At 66.7% G+C, this 17,877-nt stretch carries 19 protein-coding genes; 8 read left to right on the top strand and 11 right to left on the bottom strand.

Annotation, left to right across the window (positions count from 1 at the left end; translation table 11 throughout):
- The 4 genes from ACKY0W_RS18400 to ACKY0W_RS18415 are packed head-to-tail and all read left to right on the top strand — an operon-like array spanning window position 1 to window position 3,560.
- Complete coding sequence (locus ACKY0W_RS18400; protein ID WP_409437844.1) at window positions 1-1,230, top strand: amidohydrolase family protein; 1,230 nt, start codon at window positions 1-3, stop codon at window positions 1,228-1,230.
- Entirely contained in the window at window positions 1,214-1,636 is a 423-nt protein-coding gene (locus ACKY0W_RS18405; protein WP_409435251.1) for a nuclear transport factor 2 family protein, read from the top strand. The genes ACKY0W_RS18400 and ACKY0W_RS18405 overlap by 17 nt, the downstream gene beginning before the upstream one ends.
- On the top strand, window positions 1,633-2,754 hold the full coding sequence (locus ACKY0W_RS18410; RefSeq protein ID WP_409435252.1) for an acyl-CoA dehydrogenase family protein: 1,122 nt from the start codon (window positions 1,633-1,635) through the stop codon (window positions 2,752-2,754). The genes ACKY0W_RS18405 and ACKY0W_RS18410 overlap by 4 nt, the downstream gene beginning before the upstream one ends.
- A gap of 2 nt (window positions 2,755-2,756) precedes the next feature.
- The gene (locus ACKY0W_RS18415) at window positions 2,757-3,560 is read left to right on the top strand and encodes an acyl-CoA dehydrogenase family protein (protein ID WP_409435253.1); all 804 of its coding nucleotides are present in this window, start codon (window positions 2,757-2,759) and stop codon (window positions 3,558-3,560) included.
- A gap of 84 nt (window positions 3,561-3,644) precedes the next feature.
- Here the strand turns inward: ACKY0W_RS18415 and ACKY0W_RS18420 are convergent, their stop codons facing one another.
- Window positions 3,645-4,820, bottom strand: a complete 1,176-nt coding sequence (locus ACKY0W_RS18420; protein ID WP_409435254.1) for an acyl-CoA dehydrogenase family protein — start codon at window positions 4,818-4,820, stop codon at window positions 3,645-3,647.
- A 222-nt stretch (window positions 4,821-5,042) separates the two neighbouring features.
- On the opposite strand from ACKY0W_RS18420, the gene ACKY0W_RS18425 reads away from it, so the two are divergent.
- The 3 genes from ACKY0W_RS18425 (at window position 5,043) to ACKY0W_RS18435 (ending at window position 8,565) form a co-directional block, all read left to right on the top strand.
- Window positions 5,043-5,696 carry a TetR/AcrR family transcriptional regulator gene (locus ACKY0W_RS18425; RefSeq protein ID WP_409435255.1) on the top strand — a complete coding sequence of 218 codons (654 nt, stop codon included), beginning with the start codon at window positions 5,043-5,045 and terminating at the stop codon, window positions 5,694-5,696.
- A 314-nt stretch (window positions 5,697-6,010) separates the two neighbouring features.
- Window positions 6,011-7,468: an aldehyde dehydrogenase family protein gene (locus tag ACKY0W_RS18430; protein WP_406757897.1), complete on the top strand. Its 1,458-nt coding sequence runs from the start codon at window positions 6,011-6,013 to the stop codon at window positions 7,466-7,468.
- A gap of 20 nt (window positions 7,469-7,488) precedes the next feature.
- On the top strand, window positions 7,489-8,565 hold the full coding sequence (locus ACKY0W_RS18435) for a dihydrodipicolinate reductase (RefSeq protein WP_409435256.1): 1,077 nt from the start codon (window positions 7,489-7,491) through the stop codon (window positions 8,563-8,565).
- Here ACKY0W_RS18435 and ACKY0W_RS18440 read toward each other — a convergent pair.
- From ACKY0W_RS18440 to ACKY0W_RS18485, 10 genes are all read right to left on the bottom strand, one after another.
- Entirely contained in the window at window positions 8,553-8,852 is a 300-nt protein-coding gene (locus ACKY0W_RS18440; RefSeq protein WP_409435257.1) for a cytochrome C oxidase subunit IV family protein, read from the bottom strand. The genes ACKY0W_RS18435 and ACKY0W_RS18440 overlap by 13 nt on opposite strands.
- A 6-nt stretch (window positions 8,853-8,858) precedes the next feature.
- On the bottom strand, window positions 8,859-9,461 hold the full coding sequence (locus ACKY0W_RS18445; RefSeq protein WP_409435258.1) for a cytochrome c oxidase subunit 3: 603 nt from the start codon (window positions 9,459-9,461) through the stop codon (window positions 8,859-8,861).
- Between the two features lie 23 nt (window positions 9,462-9,484).
- A complete protein-coding gene (locus ACKY0W_RS18450) occupies window positions 9,485-10,234 on the bottom strand; it encodes a hypothetical protein (protein WP_409437845.1) in 750 nt (249 codons plus the stop codon).
- Between the two features lie 2 nt (window positions 10,235-10,236).
- Window positions 10,237-10,980 carry a hypothetical protein gene (locus tag ACKY0W_RS18455; RefSeq protein ID WP_409435259.1) on the bottom strand — a complete coding sequence of 248 codons (744 nt, stop codon included), beginning with the start codon at window positions 10,978-10,980 and terminating at the stop codon, window positions 10,237-10,239.
- A 110-nt stretch (window positions 10,981-11,090) separates the two neighbouring features.
- Complete coding sequence (locus ACKY0W_RS18460) at window positions 11,091-11,678, bottom strand: TetR/AcrR family transcriptional regulator (RefSeq protein WP_409435260.1); 588 nt, start codon at window positions 11,676-11,678, stop codon at window positions 11,091-11,093.
- A gap of 21 nt (window positions 11,679-11,699) precedes the next feature.
- Window positions 11,700-12,569, bottom strand: coding sequence for a methylmalonyl Co-A mutase-associated GTPase MeaB (gene meaB / locus ACKY0W_RS18465; RefSeq protein ID WP_409435261.1), 870 nt, complete (start codon window positions 12,567-12,569; stop codon window positions 11,700-11,702).
- Between the two features lie 8 nt (window positions 12,570-12,577).
- Window positions 12,578-13,345, bottom strand: coding sequence for an enoyl-CoA hydratase/isomerase family protein (locus ACKY0W_RS18470; RefSeq protein WP_409435262.1), 768 nt, complete (start codon window positions 13,343-13,345; stop codon window positions 12,578-12,580).
- A 59-nt stretch (window positions 13,346-13,404) separates the two neighbouring features.
- A complete protein-coding gene (locus tag ACKY0W_RS18475; protein ID WP_409435263.1) occupies window positions 13,405-14,496 on the bottom strand; it encodes an acyl-CoA dehydrogenase family protein in 1,092 nt (363 codons plus the stop codon).
- Window positions 14,483-15,388, bottom strand: coding sequence for an acyl-CoA dehydrogenase family protein (locus ACKY0W_RS18480; protein WP_409435264.1), 906 nt, complete (start codon window positions 15,386-15,388; stop codon window positions 14,483-14,485). Before ACKY0W_RS18480 ends, ACKY0W_RS18475 begins: the two co-directional genes overlap by 14 nt.
- Window positions 15,373-16,779, bottom strand: a complete 1,407-nt coding sequence (locus ACKY0W_RS18485) for a class I adenylate-forming enzyme family protein (protein WP_409435265.1) — start codon at window positions 16,777-16,779, stop codon at window positions 15,373-15,375. Before ACKY0W_RS18485 ends, ACKY0W_RS18480 begins: the two co-directional genes overlap by 16 nt.
- Before the next feature lie 71 nt (window positions 16,780-16,850).
- On the opposite strand from ACKY0W_RS18485, the gene ACKY0W_RS18490 reads away from it, so the two are divergent.
- Entirely contained in the window at window positions 16,851-17,873 is a 1,023-nt protein-coding gene (locus ACKY0W_RS18490) for a 2Fe-2S iron-sulfur cluster-binding protein (protein ID WP_409435266.1), read from the top strand.
- Window positions 17,874-17,877 lie beyond the last annotated feature (4 nt).

Below are 17,877 nucleotides of genomic sequence, written 5' to 3' on the forward strand. Positions count from 1 at the left end.
GTGCTGACGCTCAAGGCGGCCGGCCTTCTCGATGTCGACACCGGTGAGATCATCCGGCCTGGTGTGCTGCATATCGACGGGGACCGGATCGTCGGAGTCGGCGAGCGCCCAGCGAGCGGCACTGAAGCCGATGAGGTCATCGACCTCGGCGACTCGATCCTGCTGCCCGGGTTGATGGACATGGAAGTAAACCTGCTGATGGGGGGCCGTGGCGAGAACCCCGGCCTGTCACAGGTACAGGATGATCCGCCGACCCGGGTGCTACGTGCGGTGGGCAATGCCCGGCGCACGCTGCGCGCCGGGTTCACCACCGTGCGCAACCTGGGTCTGTTCGTCAAGACCGGTGGATATCTGCTCGACGTGGCGCTGGCCAAAGCGATCGACGGCGGGTGGATCGAGGGGCCGCGCGTGGTGCCGGCCGGGCACGCGATCACCCCCACCGGCGGACACCTGGATCCGACGATGTTCGCGGCGTTCATGCCTGGCGTGCTGGAGCTGACCGTCGAGGAAGGCATCGCCAACGGTGTCGACGAGATCCGCAAGGCGGTTCGCTACCAGATCAAGCACGGCGCTCAGCTGATCAAGGTGTGCTGTTCCGGCGGTGTCATGTCATTGACCGGAGAGGCGGGAGCACAACACTATTCGGATGAAGAACTGCGCGTTATCGTCGACGAGGCACATCGGCGGGGGCTGCGGGTGGCCGCCCACACCCACGGCGCAGAGGCCGTCAAACACGCGGTGGCGTGCGGGATCGACTGCATCGAGCATGGTTTCCTGATGGACGACGAGGCCATCTCGATGCTCGTCGAGAACGACCGCTTCTTGGTCACCACGCGGCGGCTAGCCGAGGCCATGGACGTATCCAAGGCCCCCGCCGAACTGCAGGCCAAGGCCGCCGAGATGTTCCCCAAGGCCCGTACCTCGATCAAGGCGGCCTATGAGGCCGGGGTGAAGATCGCCGTCGGCACCGACGCGCCGGCGATCCCGCACGGCCGCAATGCCGATGAGCTGGTCACTCTGGTGGATTGGGGGATGCCCCCGGCCGCCGTGCTGCGGGCAGCGACGGTGACTGCCGCCGAGCTCATCAACGCCGCCGACCGGGGCCGCCTGGCCGAGGGGCTCTTGGCCGATGTCATTGCCGTTCCCGGTGACCCGCTGGCCGACATCACCGTCACCCGGAACGTGAACTTCGTCATGAAAGGCGGCAAGGTTTATGTCCACAAGAACTGACGACCTGGTCGAGATCCAACAGACACTGGCCCGCTACGCGGTGACCATCACCCAGGGCGACATCGACGGGCTGGTGGCCGTGTTCACCCCGGACGGTACCTACAGTGCGTTCGGCGAAACCTATTCGCTGGACCGGTTTCCGGTGCTGGTCGATGCCGCGCCCAAGGGCCTGTTCATGACTGGCACCCCGGCGATCGAGTTGGACGGCGACACCGCCACCGCTACACAGCCGCTGTGCTTCATCGACCACGCCAGCCACGACATGCGGATCGGGTACTACAACGACACCTACGTGCGCACCACCGAAGGCTGGCGGCTGCGGACCCGCAAGATGACATTCATCCGGCGCAGTGGTGCCCATGACGCCGGGCGCCCGCACGCCGTAGGCAGGCCCGAAGCCGGATGAGTGCACTGCACGATCCCGCCGAGTTCCGCGCCCAACTACGCGCCTGGCTCGCATCCAACGATCTGACTCCGCCTGCCGATCATTGCCTGAAGGCACACCTGCATCAGTTCGCCCGGGTACAGCAGGCTCTCTACGCAGGCGGGTGGAGCCGCTACGGCTGGCCCGAGCACGCCGGCGGCCTCGGCGGCCCGGCCATGCTGCGTGCCATCGTGGGCGAAGAGGTGGTCGGGCGGCGCCTGGTGGAGCCGGGGCCCTATTCCATGCTCGAGGTGCTGGCACCGACGATGATCGACTACGCCACCCCCGAGCTGGCCGCTGAGATGGTCCCCAAGCTGCTCAGCGGCAAAGAACAGTGGTGCCAAGGCTTTTCCGAACCAGGTTCCGGAAGCGATCTGGCATCACTGAGCACCCGCGCCATCTCGCGCGGTGACCAGTGGGTGATCAACGGCCAGAAGGTCTGGACCAGCTTCGCCCAGTATTCGCAGCGCTGCATCCTGCTCACTCGTACCGGGAACGCCGATACGCCCAATCACCAGGCGATCACCGCGTTCTTCGTCGACATGGACACCCCCGGCGTCGAGGTGCGCCCGCTGCGCACCATGCACGGTGTCGACGAGTTCTGCGAGGTGTACTTCGATGATGTCGTCGTCGACGGCTCGCGCATGCTGGGCAAGCCCGGCGACGGCTGGCAGCTGGCCATGGATCTGCTGCCCTATGAGCGCTCCACCTGTTTCTGGCAGCGCATCGCCTACCTGTACTCGCGCTTCGATGCGCTGATCGCCGAGGTGAAGCGCCAGGGCGCCGCGGTCGACAACGACCTGGGGGCGGTGTATCTGGCGTTGCATACCCTGCGTTGCCGTTCCCGTGCCACCCAGCACCGGCTGGCCGACGGTCATCGGCTGGGCCCGGACACCTCCATCGACAAGGTGCTGCTGGCCGGCGCCGAACAGTTGCTCTACGACACCGCACGCGACCTGCTGCCGGGCGTCATCGAACGGAACGAGGGCGAGTGGCGCGCCGAGTACCTGTACTCCCGGGCGGCCACCATCTACGGCGGCACCGCCGAGGTTCAGCGCAACATCATCGCCCGTCGACTGCTCGATCTGCCGAAGGAGTGACGATGACCACCGGAATGGACGCCGCCTCGCTTGTCCTGCTCGAAGACGCACTGCGCAAAACCATGGCGTCTTCGTCCGGCGCTGCGCTGGACCGATCCCTGGCCGAACTCGGTTGGGCGGAAATGCTTTCCGAAGAGCCGGATCTGGCGATCCCACTGGTGTTCCGGTTGCTCGGCGAGACCGGGTCGCACGCCTCGGTGATCAACGACGTGATCCTGGAGACCATCGGCGGCCTGCCCGGCGGTACTCCCCCGATGCCCTATGCCGGTGGCAGCTGGGTGATCTGGGAGCGCAGCGAACGCGACGGCAATCCCGTTCTCGGCGGGCTGCCGTTGCTGGAAGTACCCAGCGGGGAACTGATGCGCGTCGGCGAGGCTCGCCGCGCGTTGGGATGGTGGCTGGTGGGCTCGGCGCGGGCAATGCTGGCTCTGGCCCGCCGGCATGCCCTGGACCGGATGCAGTTCGGCAAACCGATCTCCTCCTTCCAGGCCATTCGGCATCGGCTCGCCGAAACCCTTGTCGCCATCGAGGGCGCCGAGGCCACCCTGACCGTGCCTGTCATCGACAGCCCTGATCTGACCGCCATGCTGGCCAAAGCCGCCGCGGGCAAGGCCGCACTGACCGCAGCCAAGCACTGCCAGCAGGTGCTTGCCGGCGTCGGTTTCACCGAGGAACACGATCTGCACCGCCATATCGAGCGGGTCCTGGTGCTCGACGGGTTGCTCGGCAATGCCCGTGAATTGACCCGCCAGGTCGGCGGCGGCCTGCGGGCCCGCGGCTCGGCGCCCCGCATGGTCGAGCTCTGACCGTCGGCGAGTGGGAGTCACACGACGCGACATGCCGTTGCGGCGTCGCTGAATTCCCACTCGCGAGGTAGCGAGGCAGTTGGGCTACCCCCGCGGTAGGCCGAGCACCCGTTGCGCGATGATGTTGCGCTGGATCTCCGAGGTGCCGCCGGCGATAGTTCCCGAGAAACTGCGCAGGTAGCGGTCGAACCAACTTCCGGAAGCGTGATCCTCGTTGAGCGGCATGTAAGTACCGGAGCTGGCGGGGTGGGTCAGGCCGGCCGCACCTGCGTTGTCGAGTGCGTGTTCCGCGGCGTTCTGCACGGCTTCTGAACCCAGCAGCTTGAGCACCGACAAGGCGGGCACATCCTGCTCGCCGCGCGCGGCCTGCGCCAGCGCTACCGAGCCAAGCAGCCGCAGCGCCTCGTTGTCCATCAGCAACGTGGCGAACCGGTCGCGGTCCAGCGCACCGGCGGGACGGAAGTCATGGATCAGATCGCGCAGCCGTTCGGCGAAGCTCATCCACAGCAGCGTGCGTTCGTGCCCAAGTGAGCCGTTGGCCACTCCCCAACCGCCGTTGAGCGGCCCCACCAAGTTCTCGGCGGGCACCTGGACGTCGGTGAAGAACACCTCGTTGAAGTCGATGTCGTCGTGCGCACAGGCCGACGCAAAGGGCCGTCGCACAACGCCTTCGGTGTCGGTGGGGATCAGCAGCACACTGATGCCCTTGTGTTTAGGAGCATCCGGGTCGGTGCGCACGAACGTCAGCAGCACATCGGCATCGTGGGCGCCGGAGGTCCAGACCTTCTGTCCGTTGACCACGAAATGGTCGCCATCGAGCACCGCCCGGGTCTGCAGGCCGGCCAAGTCCGATCCGGCACCAGGCTCGCTCATCCCCAGCGACGCGGTGATCTCAGCCCGCAGAATCGGTACCGCCCACCGATGTTTCTGCTCCTCGGTGCCGAACGACAGCAGCGACGCGGCGATGATGCCGACCCCTTGCGGGTTGAAACTGGGGTAGATGCGCCGGCGGGACAGTTCTTCGGAGTGCACGTACTGCTGCAGAATCGTCGCGTTGCGGCCGCCGAATTCGGGCGGATTCGCGGGCAGCAGCCAGCCGTTGTCAAACAACAGTCGCTGCCAGCGGCGGGCCCAGTCCGGCACGTCCGAGCACGAATGTGACCGTTCCAACGCCTCGGCGTCGGTGGGCAGATGCTCGTCGAGGAACGCCGAGAACTCGGCCCGGAAGTTCTCGACTTCAGGATCAAAGGTCAGCTGCATGGGCGAACTCCTCGGCTCGGGCGCCCTCGGGATACCCGATTCGAACGCGGCTGGCGATCTTGCTCGTCCGCTTCCCTAGACGCGGAGATGAGAATATCATTCTCGAATGGAGAAGTTACGATCTCTGAATCGTCGCCCCCACGCCGGTGTGCCGCACCACCGGTGCCTTTATGTCCAGTACAGTTGCGCCATGTCTCGGCCACCGCAGCGTCCGGAACGCCGGTGACCAATCCGAGCGAAGAACCCGCCTGGAAGCAGCGCGCGGTCGAACGCTCAATCAAGACGGCGAAGATCCGCGCGGCGCAACGCGTCCAGCGCTTTCTGGATGCCGCCCAGTCGATCATCATCGAAAAGGGCAGCACTGACTTCACCGTCCAGGAGGTCGTGGACCGCTCGCGCCAGTCCCTGCGCAGCTTCTACCTCCAGTTCGACGGCAAGCACGAGCTGCTGCTGGCTCTCTTCGAAGACGCCCTGAGCCGCGCCGCCGATCAGATCCGCGCCGCCACCGCCAATCAGTCCGATCCGCTGGAACGGCTCAAGGTCGCCGTCGAGTTGTTGTTCGAGTCGTCCCGCCCGGACCCGGCCGCCAAACGGCCGCTCTTCACCGACTTCGCCCCGACCCTGTTACTGACCCACCCCGTCGAGGTCCGGGTCGCCCACACTCCACTGTTGGAGTTGCTCGCCGAGCTGACCGAACAAGCCGCCGACGCCGGCCGGCTACGCACCGGCGCCAACCCCCGGCGGGTGGCGGCCATGATCATGCAGACGGTCATGTTCAACGCCCAATCCAGCCCGGCCTCAGCCGATCCGGCAGTCAACCCGCTGACCGCCGAGGAAGTCTGGGACTTCTGCGCGCACGGCTTCGGGCGCAGCTGAGCCGGTCGACTAACCCCGCAAAACACGTCGACGAACTGCGCTGAGCAGAATCAGACTGCGGCCATTTGCCACGCGCAGGAAGCCCGACCCGGTCCTGCGCTTCGTCAACGGCGTGATGGCGCAGTCCCGCCAGGGCCAAGGTGCCGATCGCGGTGCCGAACAGATCGACCGGCTGATGCGGGCGATCAGCGCCGGGGTGCGTGAACAGCACGATGCCGGCTGAGCCAGAGACCACCGCGAACCCTAGACATCGGCTGGGGAACCACATACCCTCGTGCAAACGCAATTATCCGAATGCGAGAAGGGGATTATCCATGTCGGTGCAGACGGTGTTGGACGACATTCGTAAGGTCCCCGGCACCGGAGACGTGATTCCGATCATCGATCCGGCCACTGAGGAGCAGCTGACCGAGTTCACCGACTGCGGACCCGAAGCGGTCAACGACGCCGTCGCCCGGGCCAAAGCCACCGCCGAGTCCGGGGTGTGGTCGCAGATGGCCGATTACGACCGGGCCAAGGTGCTGTGGAAGGTCGCCGACCTCATCGACGAGAACGCCGAGATCCTGGCCGAACTCGAGTCGGTCAACGCCGGCATTCCAGCCTCCCAGGCCGCGATCATCACCAAGGTGGGCTCGGAGTGGTTCCGCTACTACGCCGGTTGGTGTACCAAGATCGACGGCATCGCACGGGATGTGAACACCGGTGGCCTGACCGGCATCGAGTCGCATCAGCATGTCTATACGCTGCGCGAGCCCTATGACGTGGTGGGCCTGATCTTCCCGTGGAACGGACCGGTCTTCAACTTCTGCGCCAAGCTGGCACCGTCACTGGCCGCGGGCTGCAGCAGTGTCGTCAAGCCGGCCGAGGAGACCCCGCTGTCGGCGCTGGTCCTCGACCGGATCCTGAGCGAGGCCGGCGTTCCCGACGGCGTGGTCAACATGGTGCTCGGCTACGGCCACACCGCCGGTGCGGCGATCACCGCGCACCCCGACGTGGACAAGGTCGCGTTCACCGGGTCCACCGAAGTCGGTCGCGAGATCGTGCGCTCCTCTGCCGCAAGCAATCTCAACAAGATCACCCTGGAACTCGGCGGCAAGTCGCCGGTGATGATCTTCGACGACGCCGACCTCGACATGGCCATCACCATGGCCGCGTTCGGAACCTTCGTGCACTCCGGGCAGGCCTGCGTATGCGGCTCGCGCGTGTTCGTCCAGCGCGGTGTCTACGAGCGCGTGGTCGAGGGCCTGGCGAACATGGCCAACATGATGAAGCTCGGTGGCCCCAAGGAAGAGGGCGCCATGGCAGGTCCGCTGATCAGCCAGAAGCAGCTGACCCGGGTGCTCGGCTACTTGGAACAGGGCAAGGCCGACGGCAATGAGTTCGTCACCGGCGGCCACCGGCTGGACCGCAAGGGCTACTTCGTGCATCCCACCGTGGTCACAGGCGTCGACCCCGATTCCAGCCGGCTGTTCCAGGAGGAGATCTTCGGGCCGGTGGTCACGGTGCTGCCGTTCGACGACGAAGACGAGGCGATAGCCCTGGCCAACAACAGCAGCTACGGGCTGGCCGCGACCGCCTGGACGTCCAACCTGGGCCGCGCGCACCGACTGGCCAAGCGGCTCAAGGCCGGAACGGTCGGGCTGAACTGTCAGATGCAGTTCGACCACTCGATGCCGTTCGGCGGCTACAAGCAGTCCGGGTGGGGATACGAATCCGGCAAGGCGGGCATCGAAACCTATCTCCAGACGAAGATCGTCTGGGCGCAGATGTAGCCGCAGAACGCGATAACGACATGGTTGACTCCCCCGCCTCCTCCTACCGGGTCGTCCAGTGGACGACCGGCAACGTCGGCAAGAGCTCCGTTCGGGCGATCGCCGGCAACCCGAACTACGACCTTGTCGGCCTTTTCGCATGGTCGGACGACAAGGTCGGCCGCGATGCCGGCGAGCTGGCCGGCATCGACCCGCTCGGCGTCACCGCGACCAACGACGCCGCGGCGCTGCTGGCGCTCAAGCCAGACTGCGTCGTCTACAACCCGATGTGGATCAACGTCGACGAACTGGTGCAGATCCTGTCGGCGGGCGTAAACGTCGTGACATCAGCATCTTTCATCACCGGTCATAACCTCGGCGACGACCGAGTCCGGCTCGATGAGGCGTGCCGCAAGGGTGGCTCCACCCTGTTCGGATCCGGAGTCAGCCCGGGCTTCGCCGAACTGTTGGCGATCGTGGCGGCGACGGCATGCGACCGGGTCGACAAGATCACCATCACCGAGACGGCGGACACCACCCTCTACGACTCGCCCGACACCGAACGGCCGGTGGGTTTCGGCGCTGCGATCGACGATCCCGATCTGGAGCCGATGGCCGCCCGCGGCACGGCTGTCTTCGCCGAGGCGGTCCGGCTGGTCGCCGACGCGATGGGCGTCGAACTCGATGAGATCACCTGCTCGTGCGAATACGCCCAGACCACCGCGGATCTATCGATGGCATCGTGGACGATCCCGGCCGGGCATGTGGCCGGGGTGTTCGCCAGCTGGCAGGGAATCGTCAACGGCCAATGCGTCATCGACATCAACGTGCGGTGGCGCAAGGGTCAAACGCTGGAGCCGGATTGGCAGCTCGACGGCGATGGCTGGAAGATCACCATCGACGGCCGGCCGACGGTCAACATGCAGGTCGGCTTCACTCCACCGCCGGACCTGATCGCCACGGCGAAGTCTCTCGACGACTTCTTCGAGCTCGGCCACATCATGACCGCGATGCCGCCGATCAACGCCATCCCGGCCGTCGTCGCCGCCGAACCCGGGATCGCCACCTATAACGATCTGCCGCTGAACCTGCCCCGATTCCCCGCTCAGAACAGGTAGATCACCAGCACCGCCGTCCACAGCACGGCGAGCCAGGCATCGGTGGCGCGGCGCAACCAGATCGGTGCGGCGCGCACCTCCATGAAGTTGCGGATGATCAACCGAGCCTTGATGGCCGAGAGGGCGATCACCGCGACGGTGATGGGGATGCTGGGCTCGACCGGCCCGGCGTTGTGCCCCGGAGCCAGCCACCAGGCCAGCACGGTGATGGCCACCAGGACAAGCCAGGTTCCGGTGGTCAGACGCTCCGGCCGATGGGTAAGCAGCGATTGTGGCTGTGCGGTCACGCCGATTCACCTCATCACGTAGAGCAGTGCGAATATCACGACCCAGAGCAGATCGACCATGTGCCAATAGGTCGCTCCCTGTTCGACCATGCCGACCCGGGCCCGACGAGGATTGCGCAGGTCGCGGACCACCACGCCGAGAATGATCAGGCCCAGGGCCACATGGAACAGATGCACCCCGGTCAGCACGTAGTAGAAGCTGAAGAAGGTGCTGGAATTGGTGTATCCGGCCTGGATTTCAGCGGTCCATTCATAGACCTTGATGACCGCGAACAGCACACCGCAGACCATTCCCCCACGGACCAGGCCGACGGCGCCTGCCCGGTTGCCCGCACGGGCGGCGTGTACACCCTCGACGACGAGCCATGAGCTGGTGATCAGCACAATGGTGTTGACGACGCCGAGGGTGATGTTGAGGTGCTGTTGATCAGCCAGAAACTCCACGGGCGCCTTCGCGCGGAACACCATGTACGCCACGAAATAGCCGCCGAAGATGACCAGATCGCCCAGCACCATGAACCACATGTGTCCGTCGCCGGGCAGGTGGGGCGCTGCGCGTCCAACGCCGGTCTGCGCTCGCCGCACGGTCGGCGTCTTCTGGTCAGTCATCACATGCGCCCCCAGTCAGACGGTCAGACGATCGGTGGTGAGTCGATGGGCTCGCGCGCACCCGTCACCTGCAGGAATGCGATCAGCGCCCCCAGCCAAACGCAGAACACCACGACCGCGATGTAGAACGTGATGACCCCGTTCCAGGCGAATGCACCGGAGTCGAACAGCCACATCTGACTCGCGATCACCTCGGTGACGATCTGCCAGATACTCACGTAGGCAAACCATTTGGGGAAGATGTTGTTCTTGTCGTAGAAGATCGCGATCGCCAGGCTGAAGTAGGCGGCGGTGAAGCAGCCCAGCGAGCCGTTGTAGGACAGCATCCCCAGGTCGTAGAAGAACCGCACCAACTCCGGGTCACGGTCGGGCCGGAACGCCCCGAGCGAATAGCACAGGATCACCATCTGAAAGCCGGGGACGGCCCCGACCGCCATCCCGCCGATGTAGGCGTAGGCCAGCACCGAACCCGATGTCATCCGCATCATGTGATAGCCGACCAGGCCGTTGGAGATCGCAGCCCCGCCGGTGATCGCCAGCAGCAGCACGAAGCCGAAGTGCATGGTCGTCGCGTGCTGGGCGAACCAGGCCTGCATCTGCTCCGGGCCCACGTCGGGCCGGGGCGGCGGTGTCACCCGGCCCAGCAGGCACACCCCCAGGCCCATCAGCCCGTAGAACACCACGAAGATCCACCACACCACCCGCACATCGGGTTTGCCGGCATCGGGCGACGGGACCGCATCGACGTCGTCGCCGTAGAGCAGGGTAGCGATGTTCACCGCAGCACACCCTCGGCAACGCCCTGCCGGTACAGCGCATCTCGCAGTGCGAAGAACATCGCGAACACGAATACCGCGAACGCCCCGTTGCGCACCCAGAACGAGATGAGACCGTCCCAGGCCAGCGGCCCGGTTTTGAACACGGTCGCGGTGACCGAGGGCAGCATCGCCAGGGCGGTGACCACGGACAGGTGAGCAACCCAACGCGGAAAGACCGGGTCGGGTCCACGGTCGGCGTAGACGGCACATGCCAGCATCGCGAACTGCCCGACGATCATGCCGACCGGTGCGATGAATGACATCCAGGCCAAGTCGTTGAGCGCCTCGATCACTTCGGGGCTGCGGTCGGAACGAAATGCCGCCACCCCAAAGAAGATGTTGGACAGCGCGAAAAGTGTTGCGCCACTGACCACCGCGGCCAGATATCCGTAGGCGAACACGTGACTCTGGGTGGACATCCGCTTCATCTGGCCCACGATCAGCACCAGGAACGGCACGATCATGATGCCGCACAGGTTGAACCCGACCATGCTGAACCGGATCCACGACCGGTGCTGGTCGTAGAACTGCGCCACCTGCTCGGCAGACATGGTCGGTGACATCGGCGGGAAGAACCCCGGGAAGGTCGCGAACAGGACGAGTAATACCGCGGCGATGACCGGACCCGACCAGAGCAGCACCAGCTGCGCCCGCAACGCGGTGGCCTGGGGCGTCTCCTCCGCCTCGGCGATCATCTGCATTCCCGTGATCCCTTCGCTGCTCGCCCGGCGACCCGTCGGGCGACCACGTGCACCGGAACGCCCCCCTAGCCGATCGACTACCCGAAGATAGCCGAACGGCTATCCAACGGTCAATGCCCCGCGGGAGCCTCGATGAATCGCTTCGTGAGCCGCAGCAATTGGGCACGCAACGTGTCATCGTCGACGTGGCCCACCAGCGGATGCATTACCCCAACAGCGATGGCACCGGACAACATCGCCGCCGACACCACGGCGTCGTCGCCGGCGTCGCCGACCAGCACGCCGTACAACCGCGCGATGAACTGTTGAAAGGGCTGATGTTCAGCCAACAGCCGGACGATCACCGGATCGAACTGCAGGGTGCTCGCCGCGCCCCGTCGGCGTACCGCCATGTCGATGACGCCGTCGAGCAACACTTCTCGAGCCCGAGGCCGACTCTGCTCGGCTTCGGCGACCTCCAGCGCCTCCTCCAATGCCCCCAGCTCCCGTTCGGTGAGCGCGACGACGATCTCTTCCTTGGTCTTGAACTGGTGGTAGACCGCGGCCTTGGTCACCCCGATCATGTCGGCGATCATCTGCAGCGACGTTCCGCCGACGCCGTTCTCACCGATCAACTGCAGCGCGGCATCAAGGATGCGCGTCTGCGCCGCGCTGCGGGGGATGAAGCGGAACTGGGTAGCGGCCGGAGTGGAAGCCATCCGACGAGAGTAGCCAGTCGGCTAGTCAGACAACAGTCGCTCCGCCGCGGAGTAGGGATCGTCGGTCCCGTCGACCACCCGTTCGGTGAGCCGGTCCAGTGCGGGGTGGGCGCGCAGCCGGGTCTGAGCCAGCGACAGGATCTGTGCGCGCGCCCGGGCCAGCCGGCGCTCCCGACTGTCGGTGCGGTGATGGGCTTCGATGGTGTCCACCAGCTCGTCGAGACCGTCACCGCGCGCGGCGATCAACGTGAGAATCGGTGCGCCGGTGTGCATCAGCTCGACCCGCAGGTCACGCACGGTCTGCTCGGCACCCTCGCGGTCGGCCTTGTTGACCACCACGATGTCGCCCACTTCCAGCAATCCGGCTTTGGCGGCCTGGACTGCGTCGCCGGCGCCGGGATTGAGCACCACGATTGTTGGGTCGGCGATCGCGGCGATCTCGATCTCGGATTGGCCCACCCCGACCGTCTCCAACAGCAGCACATCGAAGCCGAGCGCGGCGAGCAACTGAATGGCCGCGGGCACCGCCTCGGCGAGTCCGCCCAGGTGACCGCGGGCCGCCACCGACCGGATGAGCACTTCCGGATCGTTGATGTGGGCCGCCATCCGGATGCGGTCGCCCAGCAGGGCGCCACCGCTGAACGGCGAGGACGGGTCGACGGCAAGCACCGCCACCCTCAGGCCCCGCTGTCGGTATGCCCCCACCAGAGCAGCGATCGTGGTGGACTTGCCCGCCCCCGGCGGTCCGGTCACCCCGATGACTCGCGTGGCGGCCGGGCCTACGGCGGCCAGGACTTCGGCGCGCCGGCCGCTTTCGACCAGGCTGAGCAAGCGGCCGGTGGCACGGACGGAGCCCCCGCGCGCCGCGGCAAGCAACTCGGCAATGGTCATCGACACCGTCAGTTCTTGTTCGCGGTGAGCCGATCGATGATGGCCGCGAAGTCGTCGGTCTTGAAAGACTGATCTTCGGCCATGTTGGCGAAATCCAACGTGGCCAGTACCGCACGCTCCAGGTGGATGTTGAGCAGCCGCTTAGTGCTCTCCACCGCTTGGCGGGGCAACTCGGCGATTCGCCTGGCACACGAAATAGCCTCCGCGAGCGGGTCTTCCGCCACGTGATTGGCCAGTCCCAACTCCACTGCCCGAGCTGCCGGAATACGGGCTCCGGTCAGGGCGTACTCCTTGGCCAGCAGCAGGCTCATCTGCAACGGCCAGGTCAGCGGTCCGCCGTCGGCGGCGACCAGACCCACCTGCACATGCGGATCGGCCAGGTAAGCCGACTCCGCGATGTAGACGATGTCGCTCAGCGCCACCAGACTGCAGCCCAGACCAACGGCGGGCCCGTTCACCGCGGCGATGACCGGGGTACGGCAGCGTGCCATGCCCAGCACGATATCGCGGCCGTGCGCAATCGTCTTGGCACGCAATTTCTCATCGCGCCGCAGTTCGTCGAGGTAGGCGAAATCGCCCCCGGCGGAGAACGCCCGCCCGCTGCCGGTCAGCACCGCCGCGCGCGCCCCGTCGTCCTCCTCCAACCGCGGCCACAATCTCGCCAGGCCGGTGTGCAGTGCGTCGTTGACGGCGTTGAGCGCGTCGGGGCGATTGAGGGTGACGATCCGCAGCGGGCCGTCGGCACGCACGTCGATTTCAGCAGGCATGTCGTACATGTCTCAGACTCCTTCAGTGGTCGTGACCCGCTTCACCCGGGCTTCGCCCGCGTTCGCGATCACTGCGTCAATCCCAGGATTCGGCCGGCAATGATGTTCTTCTGAATCTGCGAGGTTCCGCCCATCACGCTCTGGGCGCGGCTGTACAGGTAGGCGCTGAGCAGATCGGGGTCGTCCACCCCGCCGACCGCCAGCGCGGCGTGGCCGACGGACTGCTCCACCCAGGTCATCAGCAGCTTGTCCAGCGAGCCTTCCGGGCCGTGGCTGAGCCCGTCGAGCTGTTCGGAAAGCCGCCGCCGCACATGCAACCGCAGCATCTCGGTTTCCACGGCCGCCCAAGCCAATTCCTCCGGGACGTCACCGGCTACGCGCTTTGCCATCTGGCGCACCAGCTTGCCGTAGCGGGCCGAATAACCCAGGGTCGACGGTTCGCGCTCGTGGCCGACCACCGTCATCGCCAGCGCCCAGCCCTCCCCCGGCGCACCGATCATCTGACTCGCCGGCACCCGCGCGCCGTCGAAGAGCACCTGACCGAATTCCGTGGTGACACCGTTGATCATCTGAAGTGGCCGCTGTTCGATTCCGGGCTGGTGCATCGAGATGATGAACGCCGAGATGCCGCGGTGCCGGGGCGCGTCCTTGTCGGTGCGGGCCAACAGCAGACACCAGTCGGCGACGTCGGAGTAGCTGGTCCAGATCTTGTGACCAGCAATGACGTAGTCGTCGCCTTCACGGGTCGCGGTGGTGGTCAGCGACGCCAGGTCCGAGCCGGCACCGGGTTCGGAGAATCCCTGGCACCAGCGCTGCGTGCCGTCGATCATGCCGGGCAAGAACCGTTGTTGCAGTTCTTCACTGGCGTGGCGGCCCAGCCCGACGACCAGATAGCCCAGACTCGGCCGCGGGGGTGCGCCGGCGGCGGCCAGTTCCTCGTCGACGATGACGTCATAGACCGGCGGCAGCTCCTGGCCGCCGTACTCGCGCGGCCAGGACGCCCCGAAGAATCCGCCCGCATGCAGTGCCTGATGCCATTCACCCTGGCGCGCCCAGTACTCGTCGTCGCCGGCGGCGGGGAAGCTGCCGGCTTGCTCGCTCAGCCAGGCCCTGAGCTTGCTGCGGAAGTCGGCTTCGGCGGGCGAATCACGAAAGTCCATCTGCGATCTCCCTTATCGTCACGGGCCACAGGCCGGTGGAAGTCAGCGCTCGCCGCAAATAGACATGCGCCGCACATTCCCAGGTGTTGCCGATTCCGCCGTGCACCTGGATCGCGGTTTCGCAGACAGTCCGGGCGGCGCGCGCGGAATAGATCTTGGCGATCCGGGCGGCACGGACCGCGTCGGCCGCGGGTGCCTCGTCGACCGCCCAAGCTGCGTGCCGCAACACACTCACCGAGCCCTCGATCAGCGCCAGTCCCTCGGCGAGCAGGTGGGCGATGGCCTGATAGGAGCCGATGGGTTTGCCGTACTGCTCACGGATCTGGGCGTAGTCGCACGCCAGGCCATGCGCGCCGCGTGCGGTGCCGACCAGATCGGCGCACGTCGCCACCAGTGCCAGTGCCTGCCAACGCAGTGCGTCCTCGGCGCCGAGCTCGCCGACCTGCTGCACCGCGCCGGCACGGTCGGCGACGGGCCGGGTGAGGTCGGCTCCGGTTCGCAAGCCCCCGATCGGGGCGGTCAGCACCGAACGCTCGCGCACCATCACCGCTTGGGCGGCGCCGCGCGCGTCGATGGCGGTGTCACCGACCGCGACGGTGGCCGGGCCCTCGCCCAGTGCCACCTGGCGGTGCAGGTCGTCGGCAAGCACCGGGCCGAGGAACGGCACGTCGACGAGGCCGCGACCGAACTCCTCGGCGACGATCGCCACCTCAACTCCCGATGCGCCGTCGGAACGTAAAGCGCGCCAACCGGTCTGATCGACGGCGCGTTCCAGCCGCTCTATCCGACCCACGTCACCGAGCTCGGCCACCGAGCCCGGTCCGAGGTCGTCGGCGAGCTTGGCCGCGGCATCTCGCAGTTGGCGCTGCTCGGCATTCAGCCGGACATCCATAGGCGCTCCTTCAGTAGTCGGCGCAACAGCTTTCCGGAGGGCAACCGGGGGATCTCGGGGACGAACACCACCCGGCGCAGACGCTTGTAGGACGCCAGACGGTCACTGACCAGCGCGCACAGCTCGACGTCGCTGACCGGGGCGTGCAGCGCGACAGCCGCGACAACGGCCTCACCGTCACGCTCGTCGGGCACGCCGAACACGCCGCAGTCCGCGACCGCGGGGTGCTCGTGCAGCACCGCCTCGATCTCGGCGGGAGCGACCTGAAAGCCGCGCACCTTGATCATCTCCTTGCAGCGGTCGGTGATCCGCAACCAGCCGCCGGCGTCGAGATATCCCACATCACCGGTGTGAAACCATCCGTCGCGCACGGCTTCTTTGGTGGCCGACGCGGGAAGGTAGCCGGCCATCAAGGAAGCGGACCGGACCAGGATCTCGCCGGGAATACCGGCCGAGAGCTGCTCACCGGTTTCGACATCGACTACCCGCAGCTGCACGCCGGGTACCGGCCGGCCCACGGTGTCCAGGCGCCCGGCGCCGGCGGGACTGCACGCGATCACCGGAAACTCGCTGGTGCCGTAGGCGGGCACGAACGGCACGCCGGTGCGCCGGGTGACGGTGTCCGCGACGGCCGCGGTGACCGGGGTGGCGCCCCACATGATGAAACGCAGTGAAGACAGGTCGAACGATTCCAGTTCCGGATGCGCGGCGATGGCCAGGGCGATCGGCGCCACCGCCATCTCCACAGTGATCCGGTCCGCGCCGATCGATTGCAGCATCGCGTCGATGTCGAAGCGCCGGTGCAACCGCACCCACGCCCCGACGCTCAGCGCAGTCAGGATGTTGAGCAGCCCGAGGATGTGCGATGGCGGCGTCGCCACTTGGATCCGGTCGGCGGCGGTCAGCCCCAACGCATCCCGCCAGTGATCTACTGCCACGGCCAGCGAGGCGTGGGTGTGCCGGACGGCTTTGGGCAGCCCGGTGGTGCCGGAGCTGAACACCAGCAGCGCGTCGGAACCTGCCGGCGGTGGATCACCCTCCCAGGTACCGGCGGGAATCTCGTCGTCCAGGTGCCGCATCGGCATCAGCTCGGCCAACACCGGATGGTCACCGAGGGCGCACCGGGGTTGCACCAGCGCCAGGGCGTGCGCCACCTCGTCGCGCTTCCAGGCGGGGCTGATCAGCGCGACGACGGCCCCCAGGCGCCAGATGGCACGCACCGCGATGACGAACTCCGGCCGGTTCGACGACATCAGCGCCACCCGGTCCCCGGCACGCACGCCTTCGGCCACCAGGGCGGCTGCCAGGTCGCCGGCCAGCGCGTCGAGCTCGGGCAGGCACCACTGCCGATCCTCGAATGCGAGCACTGCGGTGGACGATCCTGGCGACATTTGAGAAGATCCTATCGGTTTGAGAGAATAGTATTCTCTAAAGCGAAGAACGCAAACCGGAAGGGGTGGGCATGGCGGTCACTCATGTATTCCAGCGAGCGACCGTGACGCGCATCGTCAAGGAGACGGCCGACGCCTACACATTCGTGCTGGCGCCACAGGAACCGCCGTTTTCCTACCGGGCCGGTCAGTACTCGACGTTCCAGGTGCGGGTCGACGGTGAGGAGCTGTACCGGTCCTACTCGATGTCGAGCGCTCCGGAGACCGACACCGAGCTGATGACCACGGTCAAGCGTGTTCCCGGCGGCAAGGTGTCGAACTGGTTGTTGGACAACGTCGCCGAAGGCGATGAGCTGGTGATGACCCGCGCGGCGGGGATCTTCTGCCTGCAGGAGTCGACGGCTCCGCTGCTGGCGTTCGCCGGCGGGAGCGGGATCACGCCGATCCTGTCGCTGGCCAAGAGCGCGCTGGCGACCACTGAACGCGTCGTACGGCTGCTCTGCGCCGACCGGGAGGCGTCCGCGGCGATCTTCGGGAGCGCGTTGGACGAACTCGCCGCCCGCTACCCCGGCCGACTGACCGTGCAGCGGCATTGCGACGCCGACGACGGCCTACTCGACGCCGCCGCGGTGACGACATTCATCGGCGCCGATGCCGACGCGGACTGCTACGTGTGCGGACCGGCGGGATTCATGGATGTGGTGCGCGCGGCCTGGCCGGGTCCGGGCCGCCTGCTCATCGAGGACTTCGACTTGGCGACCGCCCCGACCCCGGCCCCGTCTTCGGCGGCGGCCCCAGCGCCCAGCAACGACGCCGAGGTGACCGGAACTGTGACGATCCACCTCGGGCGCCAGAAGGAAACGGTGCCGCGGGTCGCTCGCGAGACCCTGCTCGAGAGCGCCCGGCGCGCCGGACTGGCACCCCCGTTCTCCTGCGAGGCGGGCAACTGCGGCACCTGCATCGCGCACATCACCGAGGGCAGCGCGACCATGCTCAACAACACGGTGCTCGACGACGACGAGGTCGCGGACGGCTACATCCTGACCTGCCAGGGCCTGCCCGAGGGCGGCTCGATCACCGTGCACTACGAGTAGTGCA

The sequence above is a fragment of the Mycobacterium sp. SMC-14 genome (assembly GCF_046250075.1).
Classification (GTDB): Bacteria; Actinomycetota; Actinomycetes; order Mycobacteriales; family Mycobacteriaceae; genus Mycobacterium.

Bases quoted from the DNA above. Each gene is read 5' to 3' on its own strand.
- ACKY0W_RS18430 (WP_406757897.1), top strand. From the start codon at position 6,011: ATGTCGGTGCAGACGGTGTTGGACGACATTCGTAAGGTCCCCGGCACC.
- ACKY0W_RS18460 (WP_409435260.1), bottom strand. From the start codon at position 11,678: ATGGCTTCCACTCCGGCCGCTACCCAGTTCCGCTTCATCCCCCGCAGC.
- ACKY0W_RS18420 (WP_409435254.1), bottom strand. From the start codon at position 4,820: ATGCAGCTGACCTTTGATCCTGAAGTCGAGAACTTCCGGGCCGAGTTC.
- ACKY0W_RS18415 (WP_409435253.1), top strand. From the start codon at position 2,757: ATGACCACCGGAATGGACGCCGCCTCGCTTGTCCTGCTCGAAGACGCA.
- ACKY0W_RS18445 (WP_409435258.1), bottom strand. From the start codon at position 9,461: ATGACTGACCAGAAGACGCCGACCGTGCGGCGAGCGCAGACCGGCGTT.
- ACKY0W_RS18490 (WP_409435266.1), top strand. From the start codon at position 16,851: ATGGCGGTCACTCATGTATTCCAGCGAGCGACCGTGACGCGCATCGTC.
- ACKY0W_RS18480 (WP_409435264.1), bottom strand. From the start codon at position 15,388: ATGGATGTCCGGCTGAATGCCGAGCAGCGCCAACTGCGAGATGCCGCG.
- meaB (WP_409435261.1), bottom strand. From the start codon at position 12,569: ATGACCATTGCCGAGTTGCTTGCCGCGGCGCGCGGGGGCTCCGTCCGT.
- ACKY0W_RS18485 (WP_409435265.1), bottom strand. From the start codon at position 16,779: ATGTCGCCAGGATCGTCCACCGCAGTGCTCGCATTCGAGGATCGGCAG.
- ACKY0W_RS18405 (WP_409435251.1), top strand. From the start codon at position 1,214: ATGTCCACAAGAACTGACGACCTGGTCGAGATCCAACAGACACTGGCC.
- ACKY0W_RS18435 (WP_409435256.1), top strand. From the start codon at position 7,489: ATGGTTGACTCCCCCGCCTCCTCCTACCGGGTCGTCCAGTGGACGACC.
- ACKY0W_RS18475 (WP_409435263.1), bottom strand. From the start codon at position 14,496: ATGGACTTTCGTGATTCGCCCGCCGAAGCCGACTTCCGCAGCAAGCTC.
- ACKY0W_RS18455 (WP_409435259.1), bottom strand. From the start codon at position 10,980: ATGCAGATGATCGCCGAGGCGGAGGAGACGCCCCAGGCCACCGCGTTG.
- ACKY0W_RS18470 (WP_409435262.1), bottom strand. From the start codon at position 13,345: ATGTACGACATGCCTGCTGAAATCGACGTGCGTGCCGACGGCCCGCTG.
- ACKY0W_RS18410 (WP_409435252.1), top strand. From the start codon at position 1,633: ATGAGTGCACTGCACGATCCCGCCGAGTTCCGCGCCCAACTACGCGCC.